Below are 17,008 nucleotides of genomic sequence, written 5' to 3' on the forward strand. Positions count from 1 at the left end.
CGTCGATGGCTGTGTCAGCTCATTGCGTCGCGCAGCCGGTCGGCCACGGCTTGCAGATGGGCGCCACGGATCACGTGCTTGTACACGCCGGCCGCGACGCGCTCTTCGCCGATGATTTCGAAAGAGGGCTTGGTTGCAGGCGCTTCCGCCAGTTCGTAGCGCGTGGGCTGTGCGGCGAAGAGGCATTCCCGCCCATAGGCCTGGACGCCGAACTCGGCGATGAAGCCCGCCAGCTCCCGCTCCAGCTGGCCGCCGAAGCTGCGCGCATAGCCGTGCATGTCGTCCAGCTTGGCCTGCAGCTCGTGCTCGTCGAGCTCCACCATGACATGGCGCTCGGAAGCCAGCCGCGCCGACGGGCTGGGATGGCCCACGGTGGGATAGCCGAGCGAGACGACCTCGCAGCCGCGCGCTGCGGCGTGCGCGGCGACCTGGTTGGCCAGCAGGCGACACAGGTCGTGCGAAGGGTTGTAGTCCTCCGCTTCGTCGGCGACGATGCAGTCGATGCCTTGTTCGACGACGTGCGTCGTCAAGGCACTGACCCACTGCGTGAACAGGCGCGTGTCTCCTTCGAGCAGCGCCCGGTAGATGTCGGCGTCGGCGACCGGCTGCACAACCGCTGGAATCCAGTTGGCACCAGCTTGCGCCAGGTTGTCGATCGTCGGCTCGAGCCGCGGCACACCGGTTGACCCGGCGCCGTTGGTCAGCACCACGAAGTCCGGCCGCTCGTTGCGCAGCCACTTCCACAGCAGCAGTTCGTGGCCCGAATGGGCGGCGATCACCAGCGGCTTCATGCGCTTGGGCCGCCCGGGCGGACAAGGGTCGAGATACGGCGCAGCGGACCGGTCACGCGCCATGAGTGACTGGCATAGACCTCGCGCAACTGCGCCTGGAGCAGGGCGAGTTCGGCGCGCGCCTGCCGGACCTGCTGCTCGGCTCCGGCCAGCCGTGCATTGCAGTCGGCGTTCGATTGCGCGGCCGCATGGTCCGCCAGCTGCCGTGCTTCGGCCTGCGCGGCGGCATGGTCCGCCTGCCGCTGTGCTTCGGCCTGCAGCGCGTCGATCCGGTCCTGATACATGCGCTGATGGTCGTTGAAGGACTGCTGAAGGCCTGCGACGTGCTGATGCAGAGACGCAATGGTCAAGTGTGCCGCCGAAGGGCTGCCGCGCCGGATCCAGTCCTGCATGTAGCGGGACATCTCGTCCGCGCGCTGGTTCGCTGGAACCCCGATCACCGGATGTTGCCGGACGATGCGCTGCACGCAGCTTTCGAGCGCGCCGAGCGTGGCGTCGAGGCTGCCGTGTGCGCGCATCCATTCGCCGGCCTTGCCTGCATCCCCGGCGTCATAGCGGTCGAGTTCGGCGCCCACGCTCTCCCGCGTGATCGGCCGGATCAGCAGCGCCCGGCCGAAATTCCAGTGCCGTGCATGGGCCACGGTTGCAGCCGTCACCATCTCGGCCATGCCCCACACCGGGTCGAGCACCACCACCGCGTTGCCGGTACACAGCGCCTCGGTGGCGCAGCGGCCCTTGCCGAAGACGATGTCGTAGCGGCCGAGCGCCTCCGCCGGGTCGGGCAGGTGGTTGCCGGTGCCGCTGCCGATCACGTCCAGCGACAGTCCGCGCTGCACGCAGGCGGCGCGGATTTCCTCCAGCTGCGCGTTGTGCGAGGCGTAGTTGCTGAAGACCAGCGCCGTGCGGGGCTGCGCCGGCAGGTCGCCGCGCCGGGGAAAACGCGAAAGGTCGACACCGTTCTGGATCAGCTCGATGCGCTCGCGCGCGATGCCGAACTCGTGCACCAGGCGCTGCGCGCAGTTCTCGTCGACGGCCACATGGCACACGACCTGTGCGAACTGCGCCGGGCGCCCGTGATCGTCGCTGCGGTCATGGCATATCGTGAGGACCGGCACGTCGTGGAAATGCAGCAGCGCGCGAACCGTCTCGTGGTGCGTGTTGCCGACGATCACGTCCGGCCGCGCAGCCATGTCGGCCAGGTCGGTGACACAGGCGATGGAGGCGAAGCGCAATTCGTTCGCCATGTCGCCGAAGGCCGTCGCGAAGATGGTGACGGCGTGTCCGCGACGGCGCAGCCACATCGCCAGGTCGCGGGTGAACATTTCGGCGCCTGTGCGATGCAGCAGGTAGCACATCGCCAGCAGGATGTGCAGGGGTTTGCCGGACTGCGGCGCGTCCGGTGTGGGGGCCGTCGCCGTGTCGTTGTTCAATCGAGCGACGGCGCGCCGGCCAGAACGTGTCCTGCCTGCTGGTCTGCGTGATAGCTGGACCGCACCATCGCACCCACCGCTGCATGGCTGAAGCCCATCTTGTAGGCCTCTTCCTCGAACATCTTGAAGGTGTCGGGGTGCACGTAGCGGCGCACCGGCAGGTGCGAGCCCGACGGCGACAGGTACTGGCCGATGGTCAGCATGTCGATGTCGTGGGCGCGCATGTCGCGCATGACCTGCAGGATTTCTTCGTCGGTCTCGCCCAGGCCGACCATGATGCCGCTCTTGGTCGGCACGTTGGGGTGGAGCGCCTTGAACTTCTTCAGCAGGTTCAGGCTGAACTGGTAGTCGCTGCCGGGGCGCGCTTCCTTGTAGAGGCGCGGCGCGGTTTCGAGGTTGTGGTTCATCACGTCCGGCGGGGCGGCCTTGAGGATCTCGAGGGCGCGGTCGTCGCGGCCGCGGAAGTCGGGCACCAGGATCTCGATCTGCGTCATCGGCGAGAGCTCGCGGATGTTCTTGATGCAGTCGACGAAGTGCTGGCTGCCGCCGTCGCGCAGGTCGTCGCGGTCGACACTGGTGATCACCACGTACTTCAGGCGCAGCTTGGCGATGGTCTTGGCGAGGTTGAGCGGCTCGTCCTTGTCGAGCGGGTCGGGGCGGCCGTGGCCCACGTCGCAGAACGGGCAGCGGCGCGTGCACTTGTCGCCCATGATCATGAAGGTGGCGGTGCCGTTGCCGAAGCATTCGCCGATGTTCGGGCACGAAGCCTCTTCGCAGACGGTGTGCAGGTTGCTCTCGCGCAGGATCTGCTTGATTTCGTAGAAGCGCGTGGTGGGGCTGCCGGCCTTGACGCGGATCCACTCGGGCTTCTTGAGCACTTCGCCGGCCTGCACCACCTTGACGGGAATGCGCGAGAGCTTGGCCGCCGCTTTCTGCTTGGCCAGGGGGTTGTAGTTTTCGGCGCTCTGGGCGTCGCGGACGACTTCTGTGGTGCTCATTGGTGTGTCAAGGCGCCAGGAAAGTGGAGAGCTTCTGGCTCAGCACCGTGGCGGCTTCTTCCCATGTGGTTTGGATGCCGATTGTAGAAAGGTCGACCGTTTGCAGCCCTGCATAGCCGCAAGGGTTGATGCGGGAGAAGGGTTCGAGGTCCATCTGTACGTTGAGCGCCACGCCGTGGTAGGTGGCGTGGCGGCTCACCTTGATGCCCAGCGCCGCGATCTTTCCGAGGCCGCGGAACGGGTCGGCGGCGGGCATCGGGCCGGTCAGCGCGGCGTGCGAGAACGGGTCGTCCAGGCGCACGTAGATGCCCGGCGCGCCGGGCACGCGTTGGCCGGTCACGCCGAAATGGGCGAGCGTGCGCAGCACCGATTCCTCGATGCGGTAGACGTATTCCTTGACGAAGTAGCCCGCCCGGCGCAGGTCGATCAGCGGGTAGGCCACGACTTGGCCGGGGCCATGGAAGGTGACCTGTCCGCCGCGGTCGGTCTGCACGATGGGGATCGCGCCAGGGTTCAGGATGTGGTCCTGCTTGCCCGCGATGCCTTGCGTGAACACCGGAGCGTGCTCGCAAATCCATAGCGCATCGGGTGTGTCGGGCGTGCGTTCCAGCGTGAACTGCTTCATTGCTGCGAAGGTATCGGCGTAGTCGACGCGGCCCAGCGGATGCAGCTCGATGGCGGGAACGGTGGCGGGAACGGTGGCGGTGTCTGTCATGGCGTGGTCCGCCGCGCGGGCCGCTTGTGGGTCAAAGCACGACCTTGACCATCGGGTGCGCGGACAGCGCGCGATACAGGTCGTCGAGCTGTTCGCGGCTGGTGGCCGTGACGGTGATGGTCACGCCGAGGTAGTTGCCGGCCTTGCTGTCGCGCAGCTCGACGGTGGTGGCGTCGAAGGTCGGGTCGAATTGCTCGGCGATCTGCGTGACGGCATGCACGAAGCCGTCGACCTTGGCGCCCATCACCTTGATCGGAAACTGCGAGGGGTACTCGATCAGCGACTCCTTGCGCGGGTCGGGGATCGCGTTGGTGTCGGTGGTAGTCGTGTTGTCGGTCATGCCAGGGCTCCGTGCTTCTGTGCGTTGTGTTGCTTGGCCTGCTGGTAGGCCGCGTACAAGCTCTTGTAGATGGGGCCGGGGCGGCCGTTGCCAATAGGTTGGCCGTCGAGCGTGACGACGGGCAGCAGCTCCTTGCTGGCCGAGGAGATCAGCAGCTCGTCGGCGGCGAACACCTCTTCGCGCGAGATGGGGCGCAGCGCAAAGGGAATGCCATGCGCCTTGCACAGGCGTTCGAACAGGCTGTAGCGGATGCCGGTCAGCACGAGGTTGTTCTTGGGCGGGCCCATCAGCTTGCCGTCCTTCACGATCCACACATTGCTCGACGAGGCTTCGCTGAGCCATTCGTCGCGGAACATGATGGTCTCGGCCGCACCGGCTTCCACGCTGATCTGCCGCGCGAGCACGGCGCCCAGCAGGCTGGTGCTCTTGATGTGGGCCTTCTGCCAGCGGAAGTCGGCCGCGGTGACGCAGGCCACGCCCTTGGCGCGGATGGCGTCGGAGATGGGTGGCAGCGGGTTCACCATCACGAACACCGTCGGGCGCAGGCCGCGCACCATCGCGTGGTCGCGTGGTGCCACGCCGCGCGTCACCTGAAAGTACACTGACTGGGGTTCGTCGCCGCCGGGCTCGACCAGGCGCATCACGATCTCGCGCCATTGCTCGAGCGAAAGCGGGTTCTCTATTTGCAGCTCGGCGAGCGAGCGGTCGAGGCGGGCCATGTGCTCCTCGAAGCAAAAGGGCTGGCCGAAGTAGACGGGGACGTATTCGTAGATGCCGTCGCCGAAAATGAAGCCACGGTCGAGGACGCTGATCTTCGCGTCGCGCAGGGCGGTGTACTCGCCGTCGAGGTAACAAAGCGTGGCAGGCAGGGCGTCGGTGATAGGGTGCATGAAGGAATTATGGTTGTGTGCGCCGCGTCGGGTTCGCGTCAGGGAATGCAGCGTCGATTTGCATGCGCGACAGCGCGGGGTGGCGGGACCGGCTGGGTTTTTACTTATAATCAATGGCTTTGTAGAAATTCTGGGTCGTCATCCGGGCTTCATTCGAAATGAAAACAATCGCCCGTCAAGACTCGGAGGTCGCTGAAGACCTCGATGCAGAATTCAAGCCGTTGACCGCCGATGAGGCGCGTGAACTGCGAGCAAAGAACCCTTCGGTCTCCCCATGGCGGGTGATCGCGGGTCAGTTGGTTGTCGGTCTGGTGGTGGCTCTGGCCGCCTGGGGACTGACGGGGAGGCAAAATCTGGGTTGGTCCGCCGCTTACGGTGCGATCGCGGTGGTTGTTCCATCGGCGGTTTTCGCACGCGGGCTGACCGGTCGGTTTTCTTCCTTGAATCCGGGCACTGCGGTGTTCGGATTCTTCCTGTGGGAAATGGTCAAGATGGCCTTGTCCGTGGCGATGCTGATCGCCGCGCCAAGGCTGATAACGGCGCTGAGCTGGCCAGCAATGCTGATCGGCCTGGTGGTGACAATGAAGGCGGCCTGGTTGGCGGTGATGTTCTCGCCCCGGCGCCGGCAACAGAGAGACGAGTAACGGAATGGCTGCTGAAAACGCTGCGGAACATGGTCAGACCGCGGGTGAATACATCGTTCACCACTTGACGCACCTGCAAAGCTCCAAGCCCGGAGGTGTTGCTGACTTCTCGGTTTTCAATTTCGACTCGCTCTTTTTCTCGATCACGCTCGGCATCCTGGGTTGCTGGCTGCTCTGGCTGGCTGCCCGCAAGGCCACTTCGGGTGTTCCCGGCCGTTTTCAAGCGGCTGTCGAACTGCTCGTCGAAATGGTCGACCAGCAGGCCAAGGGCATCGTCCACAACGCCACGAGCCGCAAGTTCGTCGCACCGCTGGCCCTCACGATCTTCGTGTGGATCTTCCTGCTGAACGCAATGGACCTGTTCCCGGTCGATTTGTTCCCGGCAATCTGGGCCAAGATCTTCCACATCGCCGGCGAAGACCCGCACCACGCCTACCTGCGCGTCGTGCCCACCGCCGACCTCTCGGTGACCATGGGCATGTCGGTGGCAGTGCTGCTGATCTGCATCTACTACAACATCAAGATCAAGGGCGCCGGCGGCTGGATCCACGAGCTGTTCACCGCACCCTTCGGCAACCACTGGGCGCTGTACCCCTTCAACTTCGCCATGCAGATGATCGAGTTCGTCGCCAAGACGGTCTCGCACGGCATGCGGTTGTTCGGCAACATGTACGCCGGTGAACTGATCTTCCTGCTGATCGCCCTGATGGGCGGTGCCTGGTCCATGTCGGCCACCGGCATCGGCCTGGCCATCGGCCACATCATCGCGGGCACGGCCTGGGCCATCTTCCACATCCTGATCATCACGCTGCAAGCCTTCGTGTTCATGATGCTGACGCTGGTCTATATCGGCCAGGCCCACGATCACCACTGATCATCAGTTTTCGTTTCTGTTTTTTGTTTTCTCTTCAACCAAAGTCCTCTAGGAGTCATCATGGAAGTTATTAGCTTTGTTGCACTGGCCGCCGGCCTGATCATCGGTCTGGGCGCTGTGGGCGCATGTATCGGCATCGGTATCATGGGCAGCAAGTACCTCGAGTCGGCCGCACGTCAGCCTGAGCTCATGGGTGAACTTCAAACCAAGATGTTCCTGCTGGCTGGTCTGATCGACGCCGCTTTCATTATCGGCACCGGTATCGCTCTGTGGTTCGCAACGGCCAACCCGTTCCTGGCTCAGATCGCCAACCTGCCGAAGTAAGTCTTTCTCGTCGGACCTGCGTCGTCGTTCCCTAGTCCTCTGGCGTCTAGCGAATGGCTTCGATTCAATCCCAAAGAGAGGGTGAAAAGTGAGCATTACCGGTACCCTGATCGTTCAGATGATCGTGTTCCTGATCCTGGTCGGGTTCACGATGAAGTACGTGTGGCCGCCGATCGCGAAAGCGCTGGACGACCGCGCTGCGAAGATCGCCGAAGGCCTCGCTGCCGCCGACAAGGCCAAGTCCGAGCTGTCCGCCGCCAACAAGCGCGTGGAAGCCGAGCTGGGTCAGGCACGCAACGAGTCCGCACAACGTCTTGCCGACGCCGAACGTCGCGCCCAGGCCATCGTTGAAGAGGCCAAGGCCCGCGCGACCGAGGAAGGCAACAAGATCGTTGCAGCCGCACGCGTCGAAGCCGACCAGCAGGCACTGAAGGCCCGTGAAGCACTGCGCGAGCAGGTTGCCGCACTGGCCGTCAAGGGCGCAGAGCAGATTCTGCGCAAGGAAGTGAATGCAGGCGTTCACGCCGATTTGCTCGCCCGTCTGCAGACCGAACTCTGATAGAAGCCATGGCAGAACTCGCCACCATTGCACGCCCCTACGCCGAGGCGCTCTTCAAGGCGTCGTCGTCCGACGTCGCCGGAACCAGCGCCTGGCTCGAAAAGATTGCCGCCATCGCGGCCAATCCGGAGCTCCAGCAGTTCGCCGACAACCCGAAGGCCACGGCCGAACAGGTGATCGGCGTGGTCGCCGGTGCATTCGGTGCACCGTTGGCCGCTCATGCCCAGAACTTCCTGGGTGCGCTCCTCGAGAACGGGCGCTTTTCGGTGCTGCCGGAAATTGCGAAGCAGTTCCGGGCACTGGCCAACGCGAAGAGCGGTTTGTCCGACGCCGTGGTCTACAGCGCCTTCCCGATCGACGGCGCTGCGCTGGCCAATGTGTCGGCCGCGCTCGAAAAGCGTTTCGGTCGCAAGCTCCAGGTCACGGTCCAGCAAGAGCCGGAACTGATCGGTGGCATTCGTGTGGTGGTCGGCGACGAGGTGCTCGACACCTCCGTCAAAGCGCGCCTTGAACAAATGAAAGTTGCGCTGGCAGCCTGACGGTTTCCAGCCCTCTACTTGTAGCCTCAAAGAAAGAAGGAAAGAGTCATGCAACTCAATCCCGCAGAAATTTCCGAACTGATCAAGAGCCGCATCGAGGGCCTCGGGGTCAGCGCCAACATCCGTAACGAAGGCACCGTGGTGTCGGTGACGGACGGCATCGTGCGCGTGCACGGCCTGTCCGACGCGATGCAGGGCGAAATGCTCGAATTCCCGCCCACGGCAGACGGCACGCCGTCGTTCGGCCTGGCGCTGAACCTCGAGCGCGACTCGGTCGGCGCCGTGATTCTGGGCGAGTACGAGCACATCTCCGAAGGCGACACCGTCAAGTGCACGGGCCGCATCCTGGAAGTGCCCGTGGGCCCCGAGCTCATCGGCCGCGTGGTGAACGCACTGGGCCAGCCGATCGACGGCAAGGGTCCGATCAACGCCAAGATGACCGACGTGATCGAAAAGGTCGCGCCGGGCGTGATCGCCCGCAAGTCGGTCGACCAGCCGATGCAGACCGGCCTGAAGTCCATCGACTCGATGGTGCCCGTCGGCCGTGGCCAGCGCGAGCTGATCATCGGCGACCGCCAGACCGGCAAGACGGCAGTGGCCATCGACGCGATCATCAACCAGAAGGGTCAGAACATGACCTGCGTCTACGTTGCGATCGGCCAGAAGGCTTCGTCGATCAAGAACGTGGTGCGCGCACTGGAACAAGCCGGTGCCATGGACTACACGATCGTGGTTGCGGCTTCCGCTTCGGAATCGGCTGCCATGCAATACGTGTCGGCCTACTCGGGCTGCACGATGGGCGAGTACTTCCGCGACCGCGGCGAAGACGCCCTGATCGTCTATGACGACCTGTCCAAGCAGGCCGTTGCCTACCGCCAGGTCTCGCTGCTGCTGCGCCGCCCGCCGGGCCGCGAAGCCTACCCCGGCGACGTGTTCTATCTCCACAGCCGTCTGCTCGAGCGCGCAGCCCGCGTGAACGCCGACTACGTCGAAGCCTTCACCAAGGGTGAAGTCAAGGGCAAGACCGGTTCGCTGACCGCACTGCCGATCATCGAAACGCAAGCCGGCGACGTGTCCGCTTTCGTGCCGACCAACGTGATCTCGATCACCGACGGCCAGATCTTCCTGGAAACCAACCTGTTCAACGCAGGTATCCGCCCCGCCATCAACGCCGGTATCTCGGTGTCGCGCGTGGGTTCGTCGGCTCAGACGAAGATCATCAAGGGCCTGTCCGGCGGTATCCGTACCGACCTGGCGCAGTACCGTGAACTGGCTGCGTTCGCGCAGTTCGCTTCCGACCTGGACGAAGCCACCCGCAAGCAGCTCGACCGCGGTGCCCGCGTGACCGAACTGCTGAAGCAGGCACAGTACAGCCCGCTGCCGATCTCGCTGATGGGCGCGTCGCTGTTCGCCGTGAACAAGGGCTTCATGGACGACCTCGAAATCAAGAAGGTGCTGCCGTTCGAACATGGCCTGCACCAGTTCCTGAAGTCCAGCCACGCCCCGCTGCTCGACAAGATCGAGAAGGCCAAGGCGCTCGACAAGGAAGCGGAAGCCGAATTGCTGGCAGCCGTCACCGCGTTCAAGAAGTCGTTCGCCTGATCGACCCCTTGATCGACGCAAGAAGGAGCTCTCATGGCAGCTGGTAAGGAAATCCGCGGCAAGATCAAATCGGTGGAAAACACCAAGAAGATCACCAAGGCCATGGAAATGGTCTCGGTTTCCAAGATGCGCAAGGCGCAGGAACGCATGCGCGCCGCTCGCCCCTACAGCGAAAAGATCCGCAACATCGCAGCCAACCTCGGCAAGGCGAACCCGGAGTACACCCACGCGTTCATGAAGACGACCGATGCCAAGGGCGTCGGCTTCATCATCGTGACCAGCGACAAGGGCCTGTGCGGCGGCTTGAACACCAACCTGCTGCGTGCCGTCACCGGCAAGCTGCGCGAAGCGCAGGCAGCGGGCAACGTGGTCGAGTCGGTCGCCATCGGCAACAAGGGCCTGGGTTTCCTGAACCGCATCGGCGCCCGTGTGGTGGCCCATGTGACGCAGCTGGGCGACACGCCGCATCTGGACAAGCTCATCGGGCCGGTCAAGACGCTGCTGGACGCCTATGCCGAAGGCAAGCTGTCGGCGGTGTACCTGTGCTACACGAAGTTCATCAACACCATCAAGCAAGAGCCGATGGTGGAGCAACTGCTGCCGCTGAAGGCCGAGACGCTGCAAACCGAGTCGGGCCATCATTCGTGGGACTACATCTACGAACCCGACGCGCAAAGCGTGATCGACGAGCTGCTGGTGCGCTACGTGGAATCGCTGGTGTACCAGGCCGTGGCCGAAAACATGGCGTCCGAGCACTCGGCGCGCATGGTGGCCATGAAGGCTGCGACCGACAACGCGGGTAACGTGATCAGCGAACTGAAGCTGGTCTACAACAAGACCCGTCAGGCAGGCATCACCAAAGAGCTGTCCGAAATCGTGTCCGGCGCGGCCGCGGCCGCAGGCGTTTGATTGAGGCAATGCAACAGGCCGCGTTGCTGATCGGATGCGCTCTGCGCGCCCGGTAACCCAAGGCCTTTATTTAAGGGGACTCTGCGCAAAATGAAGAAGATTCTTGCTCTGGTGGCTATTGCTGCCGCTCTGACTGCTTGCTCCAAGAAGGAAGAGGCGCCCGCGCCTGCACCGGCTCCCGCTGCTGCACCCGCCGCTCCGGCTCCTGCCCCCGCTCCCGCAGCAGCGCCGGCTGCTCCCGCTGCAGCCCCGACGGCATCGGCCGCCGACCTGCCGCAGGAGTGCAACGACTACCTGGCCAAGGTGCAAACCTGCGTGGGTTCGCAAAGCGGCGCCGCTGCTGACGCGATGAAGGCCAGTCTCGACCAGACGAAGGCCACCTGGGCTTCGATGGGCGCCGACAAGGCCGCGTTGGGCCAGGCCTGCAAGGCTGCTTCGGACGCTTTCGCTGCGCAAGCGACGGCCATGAAGTGCTGATGAACTGACGAGAAGAAGTAGAGATTCAAGGGTGCCGGCCCGTCCGGCATTCTTGCAAAAGCGGCCCGTTTTGGCACCAGGACGCTTCTGCAAGAACCTGTCGCAAATTTATTGAGATCCATCCAGAAGGAAACGCCATGGCTGAAGGAAAAATTGTCCAATGTATCGGCGCCGTGGTCGACGTGGAGTTCCCGCGTGACCAGATGCCCAAGGTGTACGACGCCTTGAAATTCGAAGGCGGCGGGCTGACCCTCGAAGTTCAGCAGCTGCTCGGCGACGGCGTGGTGCGCACCATTGCACTGGGTTCGTCCGACGGCCTGCGCCGCGGTCTGATCGTGACCAACACCGGTGCACCCATCACCGTGCCGGTCGGCAAGGCCACGCTCGGCCGCATCATGGACGTGCTCGGCCGTCCGATCGACGAGCGCGGCGAAGTGGGCCAGGAGCTCACCGCTTCCATCCACCGCAAGGCTCCCGCGTACGACGAACTGTCGCCCTCGCAAGACCTGCTGGAAACCGGCATCAAGGTGATCGACCTGGTGTGCCCGTTCGCCAAGGGCGGCAAGGTGGGCCTGTTCGGCGGCGCCGGCGTGGGCAAGACCGTGAACATGATGGAACTCATCAACAACATCGCCAAGGCTCACTCGGGTCTGTCGGTGTTCGCCGGTGTGGGTGAACGTACCCGCGAAGGCAACGACTTCTATCACGAGATGGCCGACTCCGGCGTCGTGAACCTCGAGAAGCTCGAGGACTCGAAGGTGGCCATGGTCTACGGCCAGATGAACGAACCCCCGGGCAACCGTCTGCGCGTGGCGCTGACCGGCCTGACCATCGCCGAGTCGTTCCGCGACGAAGGCCGTGACGTTCTGTTCTTCGTGGACAACATCTACCGCTACACGCTGGCCGGTACCGAAGTGTCGGCTCTGCTGGGCCGCATGCCTTCCGCCGTGGGCTACCAGCCGACGCTGGCTGAAGAAATGGGCCGCCTGCAAGAGCGGATCACGTCGACCAAGGTCGGCTCGATCACCTCGATCCAGGCCGTGTACGTCCCCGCCGACGACTTGACCGACCCGTCGCCCGCCACGACCTTCGCTCACTTGGACTCGACCGTGGTGCTGTCGCGCGACATCGCCTCGCTCGGCATCTACCCCGCCGTGGACCCGCTGGACTCGACCTCGCGCCAGCTCGACCCGAACGTGGTCGGCGAAGAGCACTACAACGTGGCCCGCGCCGTGCAAGGCACGCTGCAGCGCTACAAGGAACTGCGCGACATCATCGCCATTCTGGGCATGGACGAACTGGCTCCCGACGACAAGCTGGCAGTGGCCCGCGCCCGCAAGATCCAGCGTTTCCTGTCGCAGCCGTTCCACGTGGCCGAAGTGTTCACGGGCTCGCCCGGCAAGTACGTGCCGCTGGCCGAAACCATCCGTGGTTTCAAGATGATCGTGAACGGCGAAGCCGACCACCTGCCGGAACAAGCGTTCTACATGGTGGGCACCATCGACGAAGCGTTCGAAAAAGCCAAGAAGGTCGCTTAAGGCGGCATAGGAACTCAGATGGCAAACACCATTCACGTCGACGTGGTCAGCGCGGAAGAGTCGATCTTCTCGGGCGAAGCCAGGTTCGTCGCGCTGCCCGGTGAAGCCGGTGAGCTCGGCATCTATCCGCGCCACACTCCGCTGATCACGCGCATCCGCCCCGGCGCCGTGCGCATCGAAACGGCCGACGGCAAGGAAGAGTTCGTCTTCGTGGCCGGCGGCATTCTCGAAGTGCAGCCCAACGCCGTCACCGTGCTGTCCGACACCGCGATCCGCGGCAAGGACCTCGATGACGAGAAGGCCAACCAGGCCAAGGCCGCCGCCGAGGAAGCGCTGAAGAACGCGAAGAGCGACATCGACATCGCGATGGCTCAGTCCGAGCTGGCCGTGATGGCCGCCCAGATCGCGGCACTGCGCAAGTACCGCCAGAAGAAGTAATCGGTCTTCCCGATTGCTCCGACAAGAAGCCGCCTTCGGGCGGCTTTTTTGCGTCCGTACGCTTTCGCTCGATCATCTTTGGCTGAAACATGGTCGAAGTTCGGCCTTGTCTGGCTGAAGAGCGCCGCCTAGTATTCACCTTCGTCCAGCAGCCGGGGCTGCGGGCGCAAAGCAAAAGAACACCGGAGACAAAGCGCGTGGCACCCTGGAGTGGCATCACTGCGGACGAGATGCGGCTGCTGGAAACGACCTTCTGGTCGGCCGGCGGCTCGCGCCACGCCATGGCCGAGCAACTCGGCTTTTCCAAGAGCAAAGCCAACGGGCTGATCGCCGGCCTCGTCGACCAGGGCCTGCTCGCCGAAGCCGGCCTGCAACGTTCCTCAGGCGGTCGCCGCGCGGAAAACCTCCAACTGCATGCCGGCCTTGGCGTGCTCGTCGGCATCGACATCGGCGCCACCAGCCTCGACGTGGCCGTGCTTCGGCCCGATCTCACCGTGCTCGCGCAGCACGACGAACCGGCCGACGTGCGCGAAGGCCCGGCCGTGGTGCTGGCCCGCGTGCGCACGCTCATGCGCGAACTGCTGGCCCGCTGCAACGCGAGCGCCAAGGACGTGCTCGGCATCGGCATCGGCGTGCCCGGCCCCGTCAACTTCGAGATCGGCCAGCTCGTGAACCCGCCGCTGATGCCCGCGTGGGACAGCTTCTCCATCCGCGACTACCTGCGCGAGGACTACGCGGCGCCCGTCTTCGTCGACAACGACGTGAACCTCATGGCGCTCGGCGAACTGTGGCGCCTCAAGCGCTCGCTGACCAACTTCCTCGTCATCAAGATCGGCACCGGAATCGGCTGCGGCATCGTCTGCCACGGCGAGGTATACCGCGGCGCCGCAGGCTCGGCCGGTGACGTGGGCCACATCTGCGTCGACCAGGAAGGCCCCCGCTGCCACTGCGGCAACCTCGGCTGTGTCGAGGCCATGGCCGCCGGCCCCGCGATCACGCGCATGGCGATGCAGGCGGCCGAGGCCGGCGAGAGCGCGACGCTGGCCGAGTGCCTGCGCGTGCACGGGCGCATCGACGCCATCGATGTGGGCCAGGCCAGCCGCGGCGGCGACACGGCCGCTAACGCCATCATCCAGCGCGCGGGCAGCCTGATCGGGCAGATGCTCGCCTCGGTCGTCAACTTCTTCAATCCGTCGCATGTGTTCATCGGCGGCGGCATCACGCGCATCGGCCCGCTGTTTCTTGCGGCCGTGCGGCAGAGCGTGTACCAGCGCTCACTGGCGCTCTCCACGCGACATCTGGAAATCCAGTACACGCCGTTGGGCATGCAGGGCGGCCTGATCGGCGCCGGCGTGCTCGCGATGCAAGAGACCCTGAAGGCCCGGGGAGTGGCGCCATGAACGCGGCCGAGAACATCAAGGGCAGTGTCGCTGTCGAGTTCGATGGCGTGGTCAAGGCATTCGGCCCCGTGCAGGTGCTGCACGGCGTGAGCTTTGCGCTCGCGCCCGGCCACGTCTACGGCCTGCTCGGCGAGAACGGCGCAGGCAAGTCCACGCTGATGAAGATCCTGGCCGGCTACGAGCCGCTGAGCGGAGGCACGCTGCGCGTCAACGGACAGCCGCAGCAGTTCGCGAGCTCGCGCGATGCCGAAGCACTGGGCATCGTGCTGATCCACCAGGAGTTCAATCTCGCCGAAGACCTGAGCGTGGCGCAGAACATCTTCCTCGGCCACGAGAAGAAAAAGGGCTGGCTGCTCGACGACGCCTCGATGGAGCGCGACGCCGCCACCGCACTTGCAGCAGTGGGCCTGAACATCGACCCCCGCACCAAGGTGCGAAAGTTCATCGTCGCCGAGAAGCAGCTCGTCGAGATCGCGAAAGCCATCGCTCGCCGCGCACGCCTGCTCATCATGGACGAGCCCACGGCCACTCTGACGCCGGGCGAGACCGAGCGCCTGTTCAAGCTCATCGCCCAGCTGCGCGCCGATGGCGTCACCATCGTCTACATCTCGCACAAGCTCGACGAAGTGGAGCAGGTGACGGACGAAGTCATCGTCATGCGCGACGGCCGCTTCGTCGCGCGTGCGCCGACGTCCGAGGTCACGCGCCAGCAGATGGCCAACCTCATGGTGGGCCGCGAACTGGCCGACCTCTACCCGCCGCGCGACGTGGTCGTCGCCGCCGACGCGCCCGCCATGCGCGTACGCAACTTCAGCGTGCCCGGCTGGGCGCAGGACGCGAGCTTCGAAGTGCGCCCCGGCGAGATCCTCGGCTTCGCGGGCCTCGTCGGCGCGGGCCGCACCGAACTCTTCGAAGGCCTGCTCGGCCTGCGCCCCGCGAGCGGCAGCGTAGAGATGCTCGGCAAGCCCGTGCCCCACGACAAGGGCTGGCGCAACCCGCGCGATGCCGCCAAGCACGGCCTCACCTACCTCAGCGAAGACCGCAAGGGCAAGGGCCTGCACGTCAACTTCGGCCTGCGCCAGAACCTCACGCTGATGGCGCTCGAACGCTATGCCCAGCCCTGGCTCAAGCCCGAGGCCGAACGCGGCGCCTTGGCCGGGGCGGTGAAAGACTACGGCATTCGCACCGGCTCGCTCGACGTCAAGGCATCGTCGCTCTCGGGCGGCAACCAGCAGAAGCTCGCGCTCGCCAAGGTGCTTCAGCCGCAGCCCAAGGTAGTGGTGCTTGACGAGCCCACGCGCGGCGTCGACGTGGGCGCCAAGCGCGACATCTATTTCCTGATCCAGCGACTCGCCCGCGAAGGGCTCGCGGTGATCGTCGTCTCGTCGGAGCTGATGGAGCTGATCGGCCTGTGCCACCGCGTCGCGGTGATGCGCGCGGGCCGTCTCGTTGCCACGCTCGACGCGGACCATCTGACTGAAGAGGAGCTCATCGCTCATGCCACCGGAACAGCCAACACCACCGCAGACGCTTGAAGCCGCGCAGCAGCAGCACCGCAGCGAGGCCAAGCCGGGCTGGGTGCAGCGCCTGCACGGGCTCGGCCCGGTCATCGGCCTCGTGCTGCTGTGCATTGCCGGCACGCTGCTGAACGGCGACTTCGCGACCCTCGACAACGCGATGAACGTGCTCACGCGCACGGCCTTCATCGGCATCATCGCGGTGGGCATGTGCTTCGTGATCATCTCCGGCGGCATCGACCTGTCGGTGGGCTCGATGGCCGCACTCATCGCGGGCAGCGTGATCATGTTCATCAACTGGGCCGGCCCGGCCTCGGGCTCGCCGCTGCTCGCGGTGGTGATGGGCGCTGTACTGGCGGTGGTGCTCGGTGCGGTGTTCGGGCTCGCGCATGGCCTGCTCATCACCAAGGGGCGCATCGAGCCCTTCATCGTGACGCTGGGCACGCTCGGCATCTTCCGCGCATACCTCACGTACTTTGCCGACGGCGGCGCGCTCACGCTCGACAACGACCTGTCGGACCTCTACGCGCCGGTGTACTACGCGAGCCTCGCGGGCATTCCGGTGCCGGTGTGGGTTTTCGTGATCGTCGCGGTCATCGGCGGCATCATCCTCAATCGCACAGCGTATGGGCGCTACGTACAGGCCATCGGCTCGAACGAACAGGTGGCGCGTTACGCGGCAGTCGACGTCGACCGCGTGAAGATCCTCACCTACGTGCTGCTCGGCGTGTGCGTAGGCATTGCCACGCTGCTGTACGTGCCGCGCCTGGGCTCGGCCTCGCCGACCACCGGCCTGCTGTGGGAGCTCGAAGCCATTGCCGCGGTGATCGTCGGCGGCACCGCGCTCAAGGGCGGCGCGGGCAGCATCACCGGCACCGTGGTGGGCGCGATCCTGCTCTCGGTCATCAGCAACATCCTGAACCTCACCAGCATCATCAGCGTGTACCTGAACGCTGCGGTGCAGGGCTTCGTGATCATCATCGTCGCGTTCCTCCAGCGAGGCCACCGCTAATCCCTTTCCCG

Annotated in this window: 19 protein-coding genes; 13 read left to right on the plus strand and 6 right to left on the minus strand. The window is 64.9% G+C overall.

All coding sequences use genetic code 11. From position 1 onward, the window contains the following. Positions 1–14 precede the first annotated feature (14 nt). The 6 genes from ACZYSP_RS33520 to ACZYSP_RS33545 are packed head-to-tail and all read right to left on the minus strand — an operon-like array spanning position 15 to position 5,164. Positions 15–791, minus strand: coding sequence for a hypothetical protein (locus tag ACZYSP_RS33520; RefSeq protein ID WP_489018877.1), 777 nt, complete (start codon positions 789–791; stop codon positions 15–17). After that, on the minus strand, positions 788–2,221 hold the full coding sequence (locus ACZYSP_RS33525; protein ID WP_489018879.1) for a glycosyltransferase: 1,434 nt from the start codon (positions 2,219–2,221) through the stop codon (positions 788–790). The genes ACZYSP_RS33520 and ACZYSP_RS33525 overlap by 4 nt, the downstream gene beginning before the upstream one ends. Then, complete coding sequence (lipA, locus tag ACZYSP_RS33530) at positions 2,218–3,219, minus strand: lipoyl synthase (RefSeq protein ID WP_093057742.1); 1,002 nt, start codon at positions 3,217–3,219, stop codon at positions 2,218–2,220. Before lipA ends, ACZYSP_RS33525 begins: the two co-directional genes overlap by 4 nt. Positions 3,220–3,226: 7 nt before the next feature. Next, positions 3,227–3,934: a lipoyl(octanoyl) transferase LipB gene (gene lipB, locus ACZYSP_RS33535; RefSeq protein ID WP_177192834.1), complete on the minus strand. Its 708-nt coding sequence runs from the start codon at positions 3,932–3,934 to the stop codon at positions 3,227–3,229. A 31-nt stretch (positions 3,935–3,965) separates the two neighbouring features. Then, positions 3,966–4,274 (minus strand): YbeD family protein, encoded by a 309-nt coding sequence (locus ACZYSP_RS33540; RefSeq protein ID WP_093079048.1) that lies wholly within the window; start codon positions 4,272–4,274, stop codon positions 3,966–3,968. Beyond that, positions 4,271–5,164, minus strand: coding sequence for a D-amino acid aminotransferase (locus ACZYSP_RS33545; RefSeq protein ID WP_093079047.1), 894 nt, complete (start codon positions 5,162–5,164; stop codon positions 4,271–4,273). The genes ACZYSP_RS33540 and ACZYSP_RS33545 overlap by 4 nt, the downstream gene beginning before the upstream one ends. 158 nt (positions 5,165–5,322) lie before the next feature. Here ACZYSP_RS33545 and ACZYSP_RS33550 point away from each other — a divergent pair, with 158 nt between their 5' ends. The 13 genes from ACZYSP_RS33550 to ACZYSP_RS33610 all read left to right on the plus strand — a co-directional run bounded on the left by ACZYSP_RS33550 (position 5,323) and on the right by ACZYSP_RS33610 (position 16,997). Further along, positions 5,323–5,808 carry an ATP synthase subunit I gene (locus tag ACZYSP_RS33550; protein ID WP_093057738.1) on the plus strand — a complete coding sequence of 162 codons (486 nt, stop codon included), beginning with the start codon at positions 5,323–5,325 and terminating at the stop codon, positions 5,806–5,808. Between the two features lie 4 nt (positions 5,809–5,812). Then, positions 5,813–6,682: a F0F1 ATP synthase subunit A gene (gene atpB / locus ACZYSP_RS33555; protein WP_093057737.1), complete on the plus strand. Its 870-nt coding sequence runs from the start codon at positions 5,813–5,815 to the stop codon at positions 6,680–6,682. Positions 6,683–6,742: 60 nt separating this feature from the next. After that, positions 6,743–7,006, plus strand: coding sequence for a F0F1 ATP synthase subunit C (gene atpE, locus ACZYSP_RS33560; RefSeq protein WP_007830191.1), 264 nt, complete (start codon positions 6,743–6,745; stop codon positions 7,004–7,006). A gap of 88 nt (positions 7,007–7,094) precedes the next feature. Continuing rightward, positions 7,095–7,565, plus strand: a complete 471-nt coding sequence (locus tag ACZYSP_RS33565) for a F0F1 ATP synthase subunit B (protein ID WP_093057736.1) — start codon at positions 7,095–7,097, stop codon at positions 7,563–7,565. Between the two features lie 8 nt (positions 7,566–7,573). Next, entirely contained in the window at positions 7,574–8,104 is a 531-nt protein-coding gene (locus tag ACZYSP_RS33570; RefSeq protein ID WP_489018883.1) for a F0F1 ATP synthase subunit delta, read from the plus strand. A 48-nt stretch (positions 8,105–8,152) separates the two neighbouring features. Beyond that, positions 8,153–9,706, plus strand: a complete 1,554-nt coding sequence (atpA, locus tag ACZYSP_RS33575; RefSeq protein WP_093057734.1) for a F0F1 ATP synthase subunit alpha — start codon at positions 8,153–8,155, stop codon at positions 9,704–9,706. A gap of 33 nt (positions 9,707–9,739) precedes the next feature. Next, on the plus strand, positions 9,740–10,615 hold the full coding sequence (gene atpG, locus ACZYSP_RS33580) for a F0F1 ATP synthase subunit gamma (protein WP_093057733.1): 876 nt from the start codon (positions 9,740–9,742) through the stop codon (positions 10,613–10,615). A 90-nt stretch (positions 10,616–10,705) separates the two neighbouring features. Then, positions 10,706–11,092: a hypothetical protein gene (locus ACZYSP_RS33585; protein WP_093057732.1), complete on the plus strand. Its 387-nt coding sequence runs from the start codon at positions 10,706–10,708 to the stop codon at positions 11,090–11,092. A gap of 137 nt (positions 11,093–11,229) precedes the next feature. Beyond that, positions 11,230–12,630, plus strand: a complete 1,401-nt coding sequence (gene atpD, locus ACZYSP_RS33590; protein WP_093057731.1) for a F0F1 ATP synthase subunit beta — start codon at positions 11,230–11,232, stop codon at positions 12,628–12,630. Positions 12,631–12,648: 18 nt separating this feature from the next. After that, a complete protein-coding gene (locus ACZYSP_RS33595) occupies positions 12,649–13,068 on the plus strand; it encodes a F0F1 ATP synthase subunit epsilon (protein WP_093057730.1) in 420 nt (139 codons plus the stop codon). Between the two features lie 230 nt (positions 13,069–13,298). Next, positions 13,299–14,468, plus strand: coding sequence for an ROK family protein (locus tag ACZYSP_RS33600; protein ID WP_093079044.1), 1,170 nt, complete (start codon positions 13,299–13,301; stop codon positions 14,466–14,468). Continuing rightward, a complete protein-coding gene (locus tag ACZYSP_RS33605; protein WP_489018887.1) occupies positions 14,465–16,003 on the plus strand; it encodes a sugar ABC transporter ATP-binding protein in 1,539 nt (512 codons plus the stop codon). Before ACZYSP_RS33600 ends, ACZYSP_RS33605 begins: the two co-directional genes overlap by 4 nt. Next, positions 15,966–16,997: an ABC transporter permease gene (locus ACZYSP_RS33610; protein WP_489018889.1), complete on the plus strand. Its 1,032-nt coding sequence runs from the start codon at positions 15,966–15,968 to the stop codon at positions 16,995–16,997. The genes ACZYSP_RS33605 and ACZYSP_RS33610 overlap by 38 nt, the downstream gene beginning before the upstream one ends. Positions 16,998–17,008 lie beyond the last annotated feature (11 nt).

Source organism: Variovorax sp. F042 (assembly GCF_057814215.1).